The organism is Thalassoroseus pseudoceratinae, from assembly GCF_011634775.1.
Classification (GTDB): Bacteria; Planctomycetota; Planctomycetia; order Planctomycetales; family Planctomycetaceae; genus Thalassoroseus; species Thalassoroseus pseudoceratinae.
On sequence record NZ_JAALXT010000002.1, the window covers coordinates 1 to 16,683 of the forward strand.

General features: G+C 54.3%; 14 protein-coding genes. 4 read left to right on the plus strand and 10 right to left on the minus strand.

All coding sequences use genetic code 11. The features are described from left to right. A partial coding sequence (locus G6R38_RS05610) for a hypothetical protein (RefSeq protein ID WP_166821180.1) occupies window positions 1-199 on the minus strand: 199 nt, incomplete at its 3' end. An 804-nt stretch (window positions 200-1,003) separates the two neighbouring features. Between G6R38_RS05610 and G6R38_RS05615 the strand changes: the two genes are divergently transcribed. Next, the gene (locus G6R38_RS05615) at window positions 1,004-1,831 is read left to right on the plus strand and encodes a ParA family protein (protein WP_166821183.1); all 828 of its coding nucleotides are present in this window, start codon (window positions 1,004-1,006) and stop codon (window positions 1,829-1,831) included. Window positions 1,832-1,915: 84 nt separating this feature from the next. Here the strand turns inward: G6R38_RS05615 and G6R38_RS05620 are convergent, their stop codons facing one another. Further along, window positions 1,916-2,857, minus strand: coding sequence for a histone deacetylase family protein (locus G6R38_RS05620; protein ID WP_166821186.1), 942 nt, complete (start codon window positions 2,855-2,857; stop codon window positions 1,916-1,918). A 591-nt stretch (window positions 2,858-3,448) separates the two neighbouring features. On the opposite strand from G6R38_RS05620, the gene G6R38_RS05625 reads away from it, so the two are divergent. After that, window positions 3,449-5,110, plus strand: coding sequence for a HEAT repeat domain-containing protein (locus G6R38_RS05625; protein WP_166821191.1), 1,662 nt, complete (start codon window positions 3,449-3,451; stop codon window positions 5,108-5,110). Between the two features lie 15 nt (window positions 5,111-5,125). On the opposite strand, the gene G6R38_RS05630 is transcribed toward G6R38_RS05625, so the two are convergent. From G6R38_RS05630 to G6R38_RS05640, 3 genes are all read right to left on the minus strand, one after another. Continuing rightward, entirely contained in the window at window positions 5,126-6,502 is a 1,377-nt protein-coding gene (locus tag G6R38_RS05630; RefSeq protein ID WP_206028484.1) for a sulfatase, read from the minus strand. Between the two features lie 79 nt (window positions 6,503-6,581). Beyond that, entirely contained in the window at window positions 6,582-7,286 is a 705-nt protein-coding gene (locus tag G6R38_RS05635) for a hypothetical protein (RefSeq protein WP_166821195.1), read from the minus strand. A 46-nt stretch (window positions 7,287-7,332) separates the two neighbouring features. After that, the gene (locus G6R38_RS05640) at window positions 7,333-8,313 is read right to left on the minus strand and encodes a BPSS1187 family protein (RefSeq protein WP_390881378.1); all 981 of its coding nucleotides are present in this window, start codon (window positions 8,311-8,313) and stop codon (window positions 7,333-7,335) included. A gap of 524 nt (window positions 8,314-8,837) precedes the next feature. On the opposite strand from G6R38_RS05640, the gene zigA reads away from it, so the two are divergent. Both zigA and G6R38_RS05650 read left to right on the plus strand, forming a co-directional pair. Beyond that, window positions 8,838-10,082: a zinc metallochaperone GTPase ZigA gene (gene zigA, locus G6R38_RS05645; RefSeq protein WP_166821201.1), complete on the plus strand. Its 1,245-nt coding sequence runs from the start codon at window positions 8,838-8,840 to the stop codon at window positions 10,080-10,082. Between the two features lie 28 nt (window positions 10,083-10,110). Further along, complete coding sequence (locus tag G6R38_RS05650) at window positions 10,111-10,698, plus strand: hypothetical protein (protein ID WP_166821204.1); 588 nt, start codon at window positions 10,111-10,113, stop codon at window positions 10,696-10,698. Window positions 10,699-10,816: 118 nt separating this feature from the next. On the opposite strand, the gene G6R38_RS05655 is transcribed toward G6R38_RS05650, so the two are convergent. From G6R38_RS05655 to G6R38_RS05675, 5 genes are all read right to left on the minus strand, one after another. After that, window positions 10,817-13,546 carry a bifunctional acetate--CoA ligase family protein/GNAT family N-acetyltransferase gene (locus tag G6R38_RS05655; RefSeq protein ID WP_166821207.1) on the minus strand — a complete coding sequence of 910 codons (2,730 nt, stop codon included), beginning with the start codon at window positions 13,544-13,546 and terminating at the stop codon, window positions 10,817-10,819. A 667-nt stretch (window positions 13,547-14,213) separates the two neighbouring features. Next, window positions 14,214-14,804 carry a DsrE family protein gene (locus tag G6R38_RS05660; RefSeq protein ID WP_240928084.1) on the minus strand — a complete coding sequence of 197 codons (591 nt, stop codon included), beginning with the start codon at window positions 14,802-14,804 and terminating at the stop codon, window positions 14,214-14,216. A gap of 91 nt (window positions 14,805-14,895) precedes the next feature. Beyond that, a complete protein-coding gene (locus tag G6R38_RS05665) occupies window positions 14,896-15,378 on the minus strand; it encodes a bacterioferritin (protein WP_166821212.1) in 483 nt (160 codons plus the stop codon). 267 nt (window positions 15,379-15,645) lie between these two features. After that, window positions 15,646-16,203 (minus strand): rhodanese-like domain-containing protein, encoded by a 558-nt coding sequence (locus G6R38_RS05670; protein ID WP_166821215.1) that lies wholly within the window; start codon window positions 16,201-16,203, stop codon window positions 15,646-15,648. A 103-nt stretch (window positions 16,204-16,306) separates the two neighbouring features. Continuing rightward, on the minus strand, window positions 16,307-16,630 hold the full coding sequence (locus G6R38_RS05675) for an ArsR/SmtB family transcription factor (protein WP_166821218.1): 324 nt from the start codon (window positions 16,628-16,630) through the stop codon (window positions 16,307-16,309). Between the last annotated feature and the right edge of the window lie 53 nt (window positions 16,631-16,683).

Here is a 16,683-nt window from a genome sequence, read left to right on the forward strand (position 1 = left end):
AACCCGGGTCCGAACCTACTGTCGGATTGTTGTTCCCGTCAAAGAATGCCTGCAAGCTGTTCACTAGCAGTGTGCGGTCTTCAAGCACCTCGGCTTGCCGGATGTGTTGACTTGACGCACGCCGGGCGGTTTGACGGCGACCGGATCGGGGCTGGGTACGGTTGTGGAAGAGTTCGGTCAACCAGTTTGTGAGCAGCATGAGAGTCTTCCTTCGAGAGAGCCACCACGCCGTGCAATCAATTCGTTCGCATCGGCATCGGTCGCAAGGGGTCGCAATATCGGGTGAGAGAGACGATTGAGTTCCATTTTGACTGTACAGGCAATGTGCCTGGGCGGATCGGCGGCTTGTTCGATTCACACGCAACTTGTGAATCGAACAAGGCTGGTTATCTGAAAAATTGTTGGTGGACGACATTGGCAGACGGATCGCCAGTTTCGAACAGAACCATGCAGATGGTCATGGGGGCCGAAACGGTAAGTCTGCACTTGGTTCGATGAGTGCCGTTGGAGCGCACGCGGTGTGATTGATCGGGCTTGAGCGTCCAAACGAATCCTCCGTGGTTGGGCTTCGTGTCGCCGTGCAAACGGGTGTAGGTTGTTGCCGAGTGTTAGCAGAGAGTTCTGCCAGTGTTTCCGACGGGTTGCGCTCTTCAAGGTTTGGTGCGGTGTCGGTCCGTGTCGTTGACACCGATAAAATGGCCTTTGTGTAACACTACCAATCGCAGTCACGTTTGCAACCTTTGCTACGACAATTCCCGATGGGAACTCGTCTGGCAATTGACGTGCCGTACTGGTGTGGTGAAGACCTGTTTGACAGTTTTTCTTTGAAAGTGGTTCTCTGAATGGTTGGCGTTCTAATGACAATCAGTATCAATACTTATGTCGGAGCGAGGAAGTTGATGGGAATCGTCTTCGCGCGTTTGGCGATGGTGGTTATACTTCCGGCCCGACGAGACCGGGTGATGTGGCCGATGTAGTGGAATGAGCTGGGAAAGGATGCCCAATGCGATCGATTACGGTGATGAACCAGAAGGGCGGAGTTGGCAAAACGACCTCCAGTGTCAACTTGGCGGCGGCGTTGGCGAAAATGGATCGGCGTGTGTGTGTGATCGATCTCGATCCGCAGGGTCATGCGTCGATTCACTTGGGGATCGAAGCCTTTGACGAGACGCCGACGATCTACGACGTCTTCGCGGGAGCACGGACGATTACGACGGCTCGGCAAATGGTGGCTTCCAACTTGTGGGTCGTGCCAGCGAACATCGATCTGGCGGCGGCCGAAGTCGAGTTGGCCGATGCTCCGAATCGGGAACGTATTCTGGATGCGGTCTTGAACACACCCGAGGTCGCCGATCAATTTGATTATGTGATCATGGATTGCCCACCGTCGCTGGGCGTGCTGACGATCAACTCACTCACCGCGACCAAAGAGGTGTTCATTCCGCTGCAACCGCACTTTTTCGCGTTGCAGGGGTTGTCAAAGTTGTTCGAAACGACGGCTCTGGTTCGCAGCCGATTGAATCGGGATCTGCGTGTCACGGGCGTGATGCTCTGTCTCTACGAGACTGGCACACGGTTGGCGGCCGACGTGACGGACGACCTGAAAACCTTCCTCGACGGCAGTGCTCCGGATGCTCCGTGGGCGAGTGCTCGCATCTTTAGCACGAAGATTCGTCGAAACATTAAGCTGGCTGAGGCACCAAGTTTCGGGCAATCCGTCTTCGAGTACGCTCCAAGTTGTCCCGGTGCCCAGGACTACGGTGCTCTCGCGGAAGAGGTGATCGCCGCCGAAACCGCTGGCACATCAATGCCGTTGGCGAACGCCGCCTGATCAGTTTTGTCTTGGCGGCGATTGCAAGTATTGTGACACAAAATCAATGAACCACGTTGCGGGAGCGGCGTGGTTCATTGGCGTTTACTTCGGTTCGTCGAGCAGCGTTCCCAGGTGACACGCGACGGATTCCGCGAGCGCGTCGAGGTTGTAACCGCCTTCGAGCAGGCTGACCAATCGACCTTCACACTCGCTGTCGGCGACATCCGTGAGCATCTGGGTCAAGGTTCCGAAGTCTTCGGCTTCCAGACTGAGCGAGCCAATCGGATCGGCGGCGTGAGCATCGAAACCGGCACTGAGTAAAATCAATTGCGGGCGACTCTTCCGGACGGCATCAGCCAAGCTGTTTGCGAAGGCTTCGCAGTATTCTTTCCGCGAAATGCCAAATCGCAATGGCAAATTCAGTGTGTGACCCAGACCGGGCCCGCTGCCAGTTTCGTCGGCCGCTCCTGTGCCTGGGTAGAATGGCGATCGATGAGCGGAAAAGAACGTAACTTGCTCCTTGTGGTAGAACGAATCCTGCGTGCCGTTCCCATGATGAACATCCCAATCGACGATCAGAATGCGTTCCACTTCCTGCTTCGCAATGGCATGCCGAGCGGCAACCGCGACGTTGTTGTACAGACAAAACCCCATCACATGGGACGGTCGGGCGTGGTGTCCCGGGGGGCGAATCAACGCCAGTGCTCGGTTGCAATCATCGCTGAAGACGGCATCGACCGCTTCAATCGCGGTTCCGGCGGCTTGTCGAGCGACATCGGCGGATTTCGCGGAGAACGGGGTGTCGGCCTCCAGGTAGCCTTTCGTTCGTCTGGCGGTATCGGCGATGGTTTTCAAATGCGATTCGGTGTGGTTTCGTAGCAACTCCTCATCCGTGGCGAACCGAATTTTCCCGCGTTCACATCGCTCGATTAGCCCTTCGTTTGTGAGTTTCTTCGTGATGGAACTCAATCGGGCTGGTCGCTCGGGGTGTTCACCGGTTTCGTGTTCCAGGAAGAAGTCATCGGTGAAGAGTCGCACGGTCATAATCGGCAAACTTGATTGATTGAACACGAAGGGTCAGTGTCACCACGCAAAAAAGCGCAATCGTTCGATATTCGCGCATTCTGACAGAGCAACGGAGTCAGTGCAATTCGCCACGCTCCCGTGTTCCTGGTACCGAAATCAACTTGACTTTCAAATTTTGAGAGTGATAACCTATTAGACAGTACCCATCATCTGCCACACTCCCCTTCAATAGGGGGTGTCGGTTCGACACTCGTCGGAAAATTGATAAGCCGTACTCGGAACTTAATGCAGCACGTGATCATTTGTGTGTTCACGTCAACGACGAGTGTTGAGAACGTCGACGGAAACAGTCAACCAACCTCTAAAACTGATTCAATCCGTTTGTGTTGTCCCTTCACTCTCGGATGGAAGGAACTCCCACTGGAAAACCTTCTTCACCTACGGTAGTTTGAAGGGGTGGAGAAAGGGAGTTTTCTGAAGTCCAAAACGTGGCCGAATCAACTTGACGTTGTGAACGAAGACCGAGTTTGTTGTGAGATGGGATGGTCAGTTCCTGTTGACGAAACGTTGGATTTTCAGATGCGAAAGTCACGAACACGGAGAGACGTCATGAATCAGCACCATACTCCGTCTGTTTTCGTCAACCGACAATTGGGTCTTCGCCGTCGCGTTTTCAAGGCGTCACGTTCGTTCGTCGGTATCGAGAAGGTGAAAAATCAACTTATGCCCCCGCTCTTGCGAACCACGATTGGGCTTCTCGCCATCAGTCTTGTCGGACTGACGGACTTGGCGTTTGCACAGAATGCACCGGTTCGGCCTGCTGGTCAGAAACCGAATGCCCCAGCTTTGCCACCGGGTTACGCCCCACCGAGTGCCGCACCCCCGGTGTTTACCTTTCAAAAAGCACTCCTTGATGAAGACACGCAGAAGTCTCTCAAGCGGAGCGCAATCGGCATTACGACCACCCTGCGTGGTCAAGGGAACGGCCTGAGCCCGCAAGACAAAAAGAAAATTCAGGATTGGGCCAAGTTACGAGTGTACGAAATGACCATGCCGGAGCACTTCACGCCTCCGGTGGTCAAATACACGACCGACCGTCCCAAGCCCGGCGAAATGAATGCGGGCGGTGCCGAAGGCTTCCTGCCGGATGGCGGAGGTTTTCCGGGGCCGGGAACGCAACCCCGACCGGAACCAGAGAAAAAGAAGATCCCTCGATTCGATTCCGTCGCAGATGTGCGGGAGAAACTCGAACGGGAATTGCGATCCACCGGGAGTTTGGCCTCACGAACCGATCAAGTCAAAATGATCCGAACAGTCGTCTGTAAGGAAGTGGCTGCTCGCGCGGAAGAGGTCCTCGACAACAACTACTGGGTTCGGCTCAATGCGGTCATCTTGTTGGGCAATCTGAATGTGCTCGAAGACGATGGTCGTCGTGGAACAACTCGACAAGCCTACGCACCGGCCTACAAGCCCCTCGTCAAAGTTCTTCTGACCCCGACCGGTGGTCAACTGGATCAGCAGCACGAATCCGTCAAAATTCGAGCCGCGTTAGGTCTAAAGAACATTGCGTTGACGGCTTCGCTCGCGGATCTCGGGGTGCTTGATAAGGACGAAATCGCCCGAGCATTGATCAGTGAATTGAAGCAGCCGAACAATCACTGGTGGTACAAGCAGAGTTTAATCCAGGCATTGTCCGCCGTTGACTTGGTCCAAGATGCCAAGAATGCGAAACCGATTATCTTGGAAGCCCTGGGCGATGTCCTAACGGACCAGAACCAAGAACTCATCGTGCGAGCCTATGCAGCAAAGGCACTCGGACGAATTCCTTTGCCCGGAACCGTCGAATGGCCGACATTGGCTCACCGAATCGTTCAGTTGGCAAAGGAAGTTGCCGAGACCTATCAGAAGTCTCCCGGACGGGCCGATTTGCGGGAAGCGTTGTGGTGCATCTATTTGGCATTCAAGCCAGAGACACATCTCGAAATCCAACGATATTCCGGCCGGAAGCAAAAAGCGGGCTTCCTGTCCAATACCGTGCCCGCTGTCATCAATGAAGCGTATCAGCAGGTTGTCCCGTTGGCGTCACATGCGATCAATCAACCGGTGCAAGGTCAAGCCGCTCAGATTCCGGCGGAGCAAATCGCGACCTTGACCCAATGGTTGCAGAACAAAACGCCTGCGAACAACAAGCTCGCTCCGAACATTTCCGATTTGAATCCGATCGGCCCACTCAAAACCGCCGCTGAACCAGGTTCATCCGGCGGTGAGTGAAAGCCGTTTCCTCGCTCATTTTGAGCGAAGTTCCTTGAGCAGGTTCTTCGCAGCATCTTGAAAAGCCGGCTCATCGGCCACGTTGTTATCCTCTTCGGGGTCGGTGTTGTGATCGTATAACATCCGAGCTTGGAGTTGGTTCTTCGGTGTGGTGTATGCGGTGAATCGAAATTGGTCGGTTCGGATGGTGTCGCCGTTCCGGAACCGACCGATCGCAGCCGTTTTCCATTCGCGATTCGGTTCTTTCATCAGCGGGACAAAGCTTCGACCCTCAAGATGCTCCGGCCGAGGCAATTGGGCGAGTTCACAGAGCGACGGATAGATGTCGATGAACTCGGTCAAGCCGGGTGTTTTCTGACCGCCTGTCATCCCGGGAGCTTTGACGATGAGCGGGGCGTGCATCGACGTTTCAAAGCAGCAGTGTTTACACCACAAAGTGTGCTCGCCCAAATTCCAACCGTGATCACCCCAAAGCACGACGATTGTGTTCTCGGCGAGTTTCAACCGCTCCAATTCATCAAGTAGCTTGCCGATTTGGGCGTCCGTGTAACTCACACAGGCGTAGTAGCCGTGAATGAGCCGACGGGCCATTTCATCGGATAGCTTGCCCGTTGCCGGGATGTTCGCGTACTGCCGGAGTTCTCCCCAATTGTGGATCGCCTGGTCCGGAGCGTTCTTCGGGCGGTGATACGTCTTCGGAAGTTGAATCGACTCCGCATCGTAAAGGTCCCAATACTTTTGCGGCGCGACGAATGGCAAATGAGGTTTCATAAAGCCGACCGCCAGGAAGAACGGTTCATCTTGCTTCGCCAATCGCCCCAAATCTTTGATGGTTTTCTCCGCGATGTGACCGTCAGCGTAGGCGTTATCGGAAACATCGGCGGCTTCGTAGGCCGGTCCACGACCTTTGGGGTTCTGTCGCATTGCTTTGCGACTTTCGGGCAACTGATACTGTTGCACGTTCCTCGGTCGCCAAGCCGGTTTCGACCACCCCTGCCCATTATCCTTTGCGTGATGAAATACCTTGCCGTTGGAAAGTGTCACATAACCGTGTTCACGAAAATGCGTGTTGAGGGTGGTGATGCCAGGGGCATCCTTCTCGGCCCACGTCTGGTAACTTACAAATCGCTGGCGAGTCGGTCGGATGCCGGTCATCAAACTCGCTCGTGACGCACCGCACGTCGGCACCATGCAGTAGGCCCGCTCAAAGACCGTTCCATCCGCCGCTAAACGGTCGATGTTTGGTGAATGAATCTTTGACTTGCCGAAACAACCGAGTTCCGGTCGCAAGTCGTCTACAGCGATAAACAGCACATTCGGTTTCGCCTCGTCCGCAAGGCAAGTCCCTGCGAACATACTGACGAAAACAAGACTCCACAGTCCTCGGGGCATAGCGCTTCACTCCTCGTGTTGAACGATTCAGAACGCATCCAACGTATGGATTTTCTGAAGGAAGTGAAAGGGCGACGGATCAGAGGTGGAGGGCGGATCGTTCGAAGGCATCGAACAATCGCAACGCCGCTTCGGTGAATTCTTCCAAGTCGCTCGTCAAACTGTAGTGCTGGGCCCGGACGAGAAATTCCCCGCGATGAAGTCGAATGACTAATCGTTTTTGTTCGGGGATATCCAGAATCCGGCGCTGCACGTTTTTATCGAGCAATTGTCGAATTTCCGATGGGTCCTCTGCATGGATGCAATACGCATTGTCGAAACCGGCTCGCCCGATTTGCACGTCATGTTTTCCGACGAGTTTGAAGATGGAATCGAACATTCCTTGCGGGCGGATGGTGAAGGGCTGAGGGGCGTCGTTCCATTCGATCGAAACTTGCAGAAGCGTCGGTCCGTGCTTCCCACCCGAGAATTTCCGCAGTGAGACCGGGCGATCACGGTAGGTGAATTTGAAGATCGGGCCGAAGAGAAAGCGACTCCAAGGGAACTCACCACCATACGTTTTTTGAAGACGCCTGAGGTGCTGTTTGTTGGCGTGCGATCCGAAGACGATCAGCAACGGCATGCCCACAACAAAGACCACAAGAACACCATAAATCAGCACTTGAAATGCCAATCGCGGTCCACCATAGAAACCGGCGAGACAGCAAGCCAACACGCCGGCGGCGAGTGGAATTGTCATGTCGACTGCCATCAGACGTTCGAGAAAACTTGATCGGCGTGACATGGCTTCCACTCGATTGATGTGCCGCAGACGGAACTTCGATCACGATTCACCGGTGATTCTTTTTACACGCGGGATCCTGAGGGACGCCCTGCCCGACTTTGTCGACGGGGTGCGTGAATAGGTACCGCCAGACATCCTCGTGTGAGTACTTGCCAGTCTTCTGGTCTTTCTGGGCACTCCGCCCCGGCACAACGGAACTGTGCGCTCGCCGGGCGTTGCCATCGACATCGAAATCGGTGATCAGTCGCCGCGTGTTTTTGTAGGGCGGCTTCGTTTCATCGACGTTCACGATGGGGCCGAATTTGTGCATCCCAATGAGTTCCCAACTGCGGCAGTAGTGGTCGCCGGTCCAACCGCCATCGAGCACATGCGAAAAGCCGAAGTAGCGGTTTTCGGGGGTCGCGGATGGCAGTGATTGCCAAGACTGCAACTGGTCTCGTGGTCCGCAGAACGCCACAACCCGGCTGACCTTCTGAAATTTGGCGAATCGTGCGGCTGTCGTGGAGCCATGCGAACTCCCGGCCATGATCACATCATCCCAGCGAAGTCCTTGGCCGTCCTCGGTGAGAAAGTACTCCCACTTGCCTTCCGGATTTTCTTTGGCCAGCCATTTCACGAATTGGTAGGCCCGTTCCATCATGCCGTCTGGTTTGGGGATGTCGACTTCATCGCTGAAATCCTGCCCGGTTGCGGCTTCCAATCGGATATTTCCCCGGCAATGTTCGCCAACGGGGTTCTCGCGGCAACAAATCGAAAACCAGCGATTGGCGTAATGCACTTGGATGGCGTGCAATCCGTACGAGTTGATGCGGTCGAACAATTGCTGATTGTGCCCCATCAACCAGATCACCAACTTTCCGCGAGGTTTCACACGGGTGTCGACCGAAGCGTTCTCAATGTCTGCCGGCTTGCCATTCTTTCCTTCGATCAGAAAGTCAATCTCAGGATGAGCTTTCGCACGCGGGTCAATCTTGCTGGCACGGGCCGTCAATTTGTATTGCTGCGGTTTGGGATCGTTGAACGTCAGATTCGATTGAGCACCCGCCTTCGCGGCTAACAGTGGAACAAACAGGATTGCGGCGAGAACCGCAAGGGATTGATGTGTTCGAGACAAGTGAAGACTCCTGGGGTTTCAACAGTGGTTTTGTTCTGACGGTGAGTGCGTCTTCGTCAAAGGCAATTCCGACGCGCAGCACCAAATGCAGGTCTTGATTATCACCATGCGACACGGTTTTCGTGCCGCTGTTCGCGATTCGTCATCATAAGCAACCGGCACGCGATGGCAAATTGCACGGGTTGAAATTCCCATCGGTAACGCGATCGGCCTCGGTTATCCGGCGACGACTTCACGCTACTCGTCGGCGGTCAATTCGACGGGGATGAAAGGGATGACCTGTTCTTCCAAAATTCTTGCAATCGTCATTGAAGGTGCTTTTGCATAACTGTTGCATGTGTGGCCGTGGTGTGATATGCTGTGTTCTGCTGCTGAGCGATGTGAGATCGATCGGTAGCACGAAACGGGTTCCAGCACTTCAAATTTGGACGTTCAACATGCAACCATTGCCGGTAACGGTGCTCTCGGGTTTTCTGGGAGCGGGCAAGACGACTCTGCTCAACCATGTGCTCGCGAACCGCGAGGGATTGCGAGTGGCGGTGATCGTCAATGACATGAGCGAAATCAATATCGATGCGCTCTCTGTGCGGAATGCCGACGCCCAACTCAGTCGGGCCGAAGAGCAACTCGTGGAGATGTCCAACGGTTGTATCTGCTGTACTCTGCGAGAGGACTTGCTCGTGGAAGTTAGCAAGTTGGCGGCAGCAGGTCGGTTCGACTATCTGCTGATCGAGTCTACCGGCATTTCCGAACCGCTGCCAGTCGCTGAAACATTCACATTTACGGATGACGATGGTCGGCGACTTGGTGACGTGGCTCAACTCGACACGATGGTCACCGTTGTCGATGCCGGGCGATTCTTAGACGACTATATGTCGCTCGACGAATTGAACGAACGCGGGGTCGGCCTCAACGAAGAGGATGATCGTGATATCGTCAAGCTGCTCACTGATCAGGTTGAGTTCGCGAATGTAATTTTGCTGAACAAGATCGACTTGGTCGATGCAGATCAGCGTGTCGCGTTGAAAGCAATGCTGCGGCATTTGAATCCGACCGCTGAGATTGTCGAAACCAGCTACGGCCAGGTTCCACTCGACACCATTTTGAGTACTGGACGTTTCGCGGAATCTTGGGCGGAGTCGACTCCCGAATGGTTGCAGGTTCCTCGGGGTGAGGAAGCGTCTGAAGTCGAAGAGTATGGCATGGTTTCGTTTGTGTACCGTGCACGGCGTCCCTTTCATCCCGGTCGGCTTGCCAAGCTGATTGAGTCGGATGTCTTCGATGAAGTGATTCGGTCGAAAGGTTTGTGCTGGCTCGCGACGCGACCGGAGTGGGCGGGTTTCTGGTCGCAAGCAGGTGGCGTTTACAGTCTCGATCCGATGGGGCGGTGGTGGGCCGACGTGCCCCGCGATGATTGGCCGGATGACGCCGAGATCGTTGCCGAGATTCAATCGCAGTTCGACGGGCAGCACGGCGATCGACGACAAGAAGTCGTCTTGATTGGTCAGAAACTGAATGTGCCTGAGATCGAGGCGGCATTGGATCAATGTTTGTTGGCGGATTTGGAGTTGATTCAAGGTCCGACTGAATGGAGCCGTCTTGATGATCCATTCCCGCAATGGGAGATCGCTGACAACTTGGACGATGCAGCCGCATACGAGCCCGATCCGGTGGAGTCCTAGACGGTGAGGTATTGGGATGGAACGTCGAATGGAAGCTGTCTCGGCGATAGAAGCCGTGTTTGCAACGGAGCCTGCGCGACGACTGGCGAAGTCTTTGTTCGACCAGCAGATGTGGTGTTTCGGTTGTGATGTCCGGCTGGCGAAACCGCATGCTCTCTTGGAGTGGGGGTTTGAACGGCACGAACCACCGTCAGGTTCGACTGCACCATCGCACTATCGCTGGGAGGGCGATGTCGGCCGCGTGGGACTGTGGGGATTTGGTGTCTGGTTCGCGCAACCGTCTTGGGGAAGTTTGTTGCTGAAACGCGGCCCGTTTGTTCCCAGATTCTCGGCGGGTTCTCAGTTATCAACGAATGTCTGGGCAGCGACGGAACTCACTGGTTTTCGTCACCCGAAAACCGCTGACGAGCGTCAAACTTTGGGGCGGTTGCTCTCATCATTGGCAAACTGGATGGCTGACTATGAGCGTTGGGTTCGGGCACGGTATGGCATGGCTTATCGAAACCGTGCTGTTGACGACTGGTCTGAAAAGCGAAGCGACTGCGTGCCTACGGAAAGGATGACAGAACTCTGGGACGCCTTGTGTGCCGGAGATGCGAACCGTTTCGTCCTGTGAATGAGTTTTGTATGCCGCTTTGTCGGGCAACAATCTCCGGGAGAACTCTCGTCAGTTTAGTCCTGCTGAAAGTGAATCCTGGAATTGTCGTTGCCGTCGACGGTGTCGAGTGATCGCGTTAGTTGGTCGCCGTGGCATCGGATAGCAATTCTTTGTGGTACATCGTGGAGTCGATATCAATCGGCTTTGCAGTAAAACCACGATTCTCGAACAACCGGAGGACGCGGCGGTTTGCTGGATCGGCTTCCGCAAACACACGTTTGAGTCCCCAGGTGCGAGCGATGTCCAAGCAGTAATCCGTCAGCAACGAGCCAAGTCCGTTGTTCTGCCAGGCGTCGGGGATAAGGATGCCGAACTCGGCGGATTCGTGATCGGCATCGGCGAGAAGTTGCACCACACCGGCCATCGGACAATTCGGTTCGTCCGTCAACTCTGCGACGATTGAGAGTTCACGGTCGTAGTCGCAGAAGCAAAAACGAGCGGTGACCTCACGTGTGGGTTCACTGAAGAGATATCGAAATCGGCGTCGAATCGATTCCGGCGAACACCGCGTGATGAGGTCACGCCAGCGGGGCACGTCTTCCGGTCGCACTGGTCGCAATCGGACACGGGTGCCATCGCGGAGCGTCCGTTCGGCGACAAATTCTTCCGGGTACGGTCGGATTGCCAAATGGGAAAACTGGCGTTCGCCGCGAGTATCACGAGTTGATACCGTGCGAATACGAGCGTCAACCGCATGCACTTGATCGGGAGTAAGCAACAGCGGATTGATGTCGAGTTCCTGAACCTCCGGGTTGTCCGCGACCAACGCGGAGAGCCGAAGCAGCACATCGATTAGGCCATCGACATCGAACGGCGGACGCCCGCGGAAACCAGCGAGCAATGGCCACGTCCGTAGCGACTCGACCATCCGGCGGGCCAATCGCTCGGTCAACGGTGGCAACTCGAATGCCATATCGCGAAAGACTTCCGCAGCAGTTCCACCGGCACCCACCATCAAGACTGGACCAAAAACCGGATCCTTCTTCGCTCCCACGATGATCTCGGTTTTGTAGGGAGCCAACACCATCGGCTGAATTGTGACGCCGTCGATTCGAGCTTCCCGCTGATGCTCGCGAGCCGCCTTGGTCACCCGTGCGAAGGCGTCTCGGACGGCGTGTTCGTCGGAGAGGTTCAATTCCACGCCACCAACATCGGTTTTATGAGAGATGTCCGGCGATTGGATTTTAAGCACCACGGGAAAACCAATTGCTTTAGCAACACTGACCGCGTCTTCGGCAGACGTTGCGAGCTGCGGTCGAGCCGTGGGAATTCCATACGCCGCCAAAAGGGATTTCGAATCGCCCTCGCTGAGTATGTTGTCTCCCTCAGGGAGTCGGTCGCGGAACTCCTGTCGTGTTTGCGGACGCGGCTGCGGGAAATTGATCGTCAATCTGCGAGGGGTCTCATACAGCAGGTCTCGGTTTCGGGCATAACGTGACATCTGCATAAACGCCCGCACGCCTTGCTCTGGAGTGGGGTATGTTGGCACGCCCGCAGCGTTCAAAATCGCAATGCCCTCACGGACCGCGGGACCACCCATCCATGCGGCCAACACCGGACGACCCGATTGCCGAGCCAGTGCCGCCAGCCGTCGCGCTGTGGATGTGGGATTGGTCATGGCCTGGGGAGTCAGCACAACCAAGACCGCATCGACACCCGGATCCTGATGAACCGCTTTGACAGCGTCTTCAAAACGTTCCGGTGGTGCATCGCCAATGACATCGACCGGGTTCCCGTGCGACCACGTGGGCGGCAATACCTCGTCGAGCCGTCGCATTGTCGAATCCGATAGCTCCGCCAGTTTTCCGTGTGCCGCCAACAACGCATCGGTCGCCATCACTCCCGGTCCGCCGGCGTTGGTCACGATGGCCAACCGTGGACCGTCCGGAACCCGATATCGGGACAGCAATTCCGCGCAATCGAACAGGCTTTCCATGTCTAAAACACGAACCAAGCCAGCACGTGTGAAGGCAGATTCGTAAACGGCGTCCACACCCGCCAGCGCCCCCGTATGCGACGCGGCGGCCTGAGCCGATTCCGCAAAACGACCGGCTTTGTACACGACGATTGGCTTGGTCAAAGTGAATGCGCGGGCGGCCGACATGAACCGTCGTGCCTCACTCATGGACTCGATGTAAAGGACAATCGCTTCGGTTTGTCCATCGGCCGCGAAGTAGTCGATCAGTTCCGCAAAGCCGACATCCAAGGCGTTTCCAACTGAAACGAAATGGGAGAACCCCACATTTTCGTTCAGCGACCAATCCAGCACGGACGTGCAAAGTGCCCCTGATTGCGAGATAAACGCCACGCTCCCTGAGGACGGCATCGTTTCGGCAAAACTCGCGTTGAGATTCCGCTTCGGGGAGATAATGCCCAGGCAATTCGGGCCAATCATCCGCATGCCGGGATACTCGCTGACGGCCTTTTTCAGATCCTCTTCGAGTCGTCGACCTGTCGAACCGATTTCGCGGAAACCGGCTGAAATAACAATCACCCCCATCGTTCCCATGGCTCCGCACTGCCGAACCACATCGGGCACTGTCGCCGCCGGGGTGCAGACGATTGCCAGATCGGCGGGTTCTGGCAGTTCACTCATATCGGCAAACGCGGGAATGCCGAAAATTTCGTCGTACTTTGGATTGACCGGGTACACAAGCTGGCTTGCGGGTTCCCCTTCGTTGTCGACCAGGCCACCGGACAGCAGGTTCTCGAGCACCGTCCGGCCCACACTCCCAGCTTTCATGCTGGCACCGATAACCGCCACACGTTTCGGTCGGAAGATGCTATTTAGATTGTGAATCGACATGCCGTCCCTCAATTTCGCACCGGATTAGTCAGTCTTGGAATGCTTCATCAGCGTTACCGATCACGCGGGCAATTGCCACCACACTCCGGAATCGAAGGTTCGTCGCCGATCGGAGTTTCCAGGCAATCGGCGAAAAAATGACTGTAACCAAACACGCCGCCATCGAATCCCAAATCGATCGACGTCGCAACAACTATAACCGTCTCAGGCATTCTACAACCAAGAATTGTGTATGCATACCGGCATTGACCGTGAACGAGGGCTAGTCGTTATTCACGTCTAGGAGATAATGACAGTATGGCTAAGTATGCGAAGCATGCCGGTCACTGTGACGACACAGCATCGTTATGAGAGTTGTAGGACTGCTACAAGCATTTGCGAAAGTCACATTGAGGTTGCGATCGATTGTGATACGAAAACGTGTCGCGAATGCTATGTCCTAGTCAGTAGCAAAGGATACCGATCGTGAAACAGGAATGTTCTAGCGAACTATAACAGACACCTCGCGATTATTTGCGGGGGGCTTTCCACTCAATCTTAGTATAAAACAGTTCGGTCCTGGAACCGCAGGAGTATAGTCACTGCATGAGTCGGTTCATGGTGCTGTTTGCTGTTAGCAAAACATCTTGTGAATCATTTACGTCGCTAATCTGGTATGTACAGACCGCTATTTCAACATCGGCAAATACGCATATCCGTCGGCTTGTAGGTTGACGAGTGCGGTGAGTGCTGAGACGGCGACTTGGGCGGACTTGCTGACCTCTTCCGGTCTTGCGTCTTTTGCTGTGAGTGATTGGCCGCAGACCGAAACTTTGACTCCTGCGTTATTCAATTCTCGGAGACAGGCAAGGTTAGGATTGCCGTCTGTTTTGAAGCGGGCTGAATAGGCATTGTTATTCAAAATGGCGAGTGTTGCATCGCCATGCAAAACCACTGCAATGTCCACCTTGACAGGTGTGCGACCGGCGCCAGCATAGATGTTGACGAATCGGCAAACCTTTTCGATGGCGGAGTTCAGTTTGCTTGGGTCACTGCCCTTTGTGATGTCGACAACAATCTTGCTGCCACTGCGAGGTTGATGAACGGCATTCGGAAGTTGCACAACCTTGCCGAAACCTTGGATGGCTGGATGAATATAGTGGGGTTCTGTGGTCTGATTGTCTTGAGGCTTCGACGAAGCCACACTCTTGGTAACGACGCCGTAACAGAGTAGTCCAGCGATCATGACTAATGCAGCAAGCCGAAGATAGATTCTCATAGCTCGTTGACCTTTGAAGTTGCAGTAAGAAGCCAAGCCGACTAGCGACTTGGCTCTGTAACTCATGTCCTGTTAATCTGCGAGACTAGACCTATGTTGCCGAATCGCGTGACGGAATATATTTGGAGATGAAAGCGGGTTCTCCCATTCGTTCGAGCAAGTCAAGTTGCAACTCGAGCCAGCTCATGTGTTCTTCTTCGTCTAGTGCAATTCGCTCGAAGATCGCCCGAGAACCAAGATCGCCATCTTCAACTGCTTGCAATGAAGATCGAGTGTAAAACTCGATGGCTTCTTGTTCGTCGGCCAAATCTGTCTCAAACATTTCTTTAAGGGTTGATGCCCGGACAGGTGGCTTTTCAAGTGTCATTTGAGGATCACCTTTGAGCAGCATGATTCGATTCATGAACTCTTCCGAGTGACCTAATTCTTCTCGCATTTCTTCACGCATTTGCGTGGCCAGCAAACTTAGGCCCCAGTCGTCCAATACGCCTGCATGCAGTTGGTATTGGTGAGTGGCTGTCAGTTCCATTGACAGTGCGGTTTGCAAGTTTTTTATCGACCGTTCCCTTTTCATTCTCAATCTCCTTTAGTTTGAAGTTGTTTGTTGATCGGAACATCATTGATGTCGAAGATCTTAGTGTCGATCAAATGCCGTTGGTATTGTTGACATGGAATCGACAGCGTCACAATTCTTCCCATCACTGGCATTATACCAAAGACGATCCGTGAGTGACATTGATCGGATGGTCGGGAAGAGTTTGTTTGATGCAGCAGTGTCTAGGCACATGCGGAGTCTGTAACGCTTTGCATTCTGCAGGGGCTATCTGCATGGTTGGAGTTGTTATTGGATGCGACAACATGACTCATCCTGAACCCGGTTCCAAGGCATTTTTGCGATGAGTAGGCCCATTGCACAGGTGTCGGTGATACCTGCGAACATGAGTCCTGCACCGACGAACGCAGAGATACCGGCATAGTAGGGGTGAATGAAGATTCCAAGAATCGCGCCAATGAATACGATGAATCCGGCAGCAATTCTGACCTGGCGTTCTAACGACATGGCTTTCTTGCCTCGGACAACCGGTAAGTCGGCTGCAACCCAGGCTTCGGTTCCGCCTTCGACGTTGACGACGTTCGGGAATCCGGCTTCGTGGAACTTCTGTTGTGCTTTTGCTCCCCGTGCGCCGCTTTTGCAGATTACGTATAGTGTTTCATCAGCCGAACCATTTCTCTGATTCATCACTGCGGCTGGGTTCAAAGAATCCAGGGGGATGTTGCGAGCCGATGCCGCGTGAACTTCGCGGAACTCAATTGCCGTCCGAACGTCAAGGAGATCGATCGTACCTTGGTGGTACCGTTCCGCAAGTTGAGTGACTGAAATCATTTGTGTGTGGGACATTTCACTTTCCTCGAAATTATCTATTAATATTCGTGATATCGGGAAGTTACGACTGTTTGGTTGAAAAAAAGGCGAACATTCTTGCGGTCGGCCGACTTCGCCCTCACGCCAAAAAACGGCTTTCAACGCAGTTCATGATGTTTTGTAGATGCGGTTCTGCGACTTGGTAGTAAACCCGCCGCCCCTCACGCTCACTGGTGAAAAAACCGCACCGTTGCATCAACCTTAAGTGTTCCGAGGCAACGTTGTTGGGCACCCCGCAATCTTCCGCCAACTCACCGACGGTATAGCGACCTTGCAATAAGAGTTGCACCATTCGCAGCCGCACGGGATGCGCGAGCGTTTTCAAGCACTCTGCGGCTTCCGCTAGAGCTTCCATGTTGCCAGGAGGCTTGTCGTTTTGTGAGTCTGTCGTTTTCGTAGTCATTGATATCTCCTCGTCCTATTGTATCGTTATCTCACGATATTTCAATAGGATTG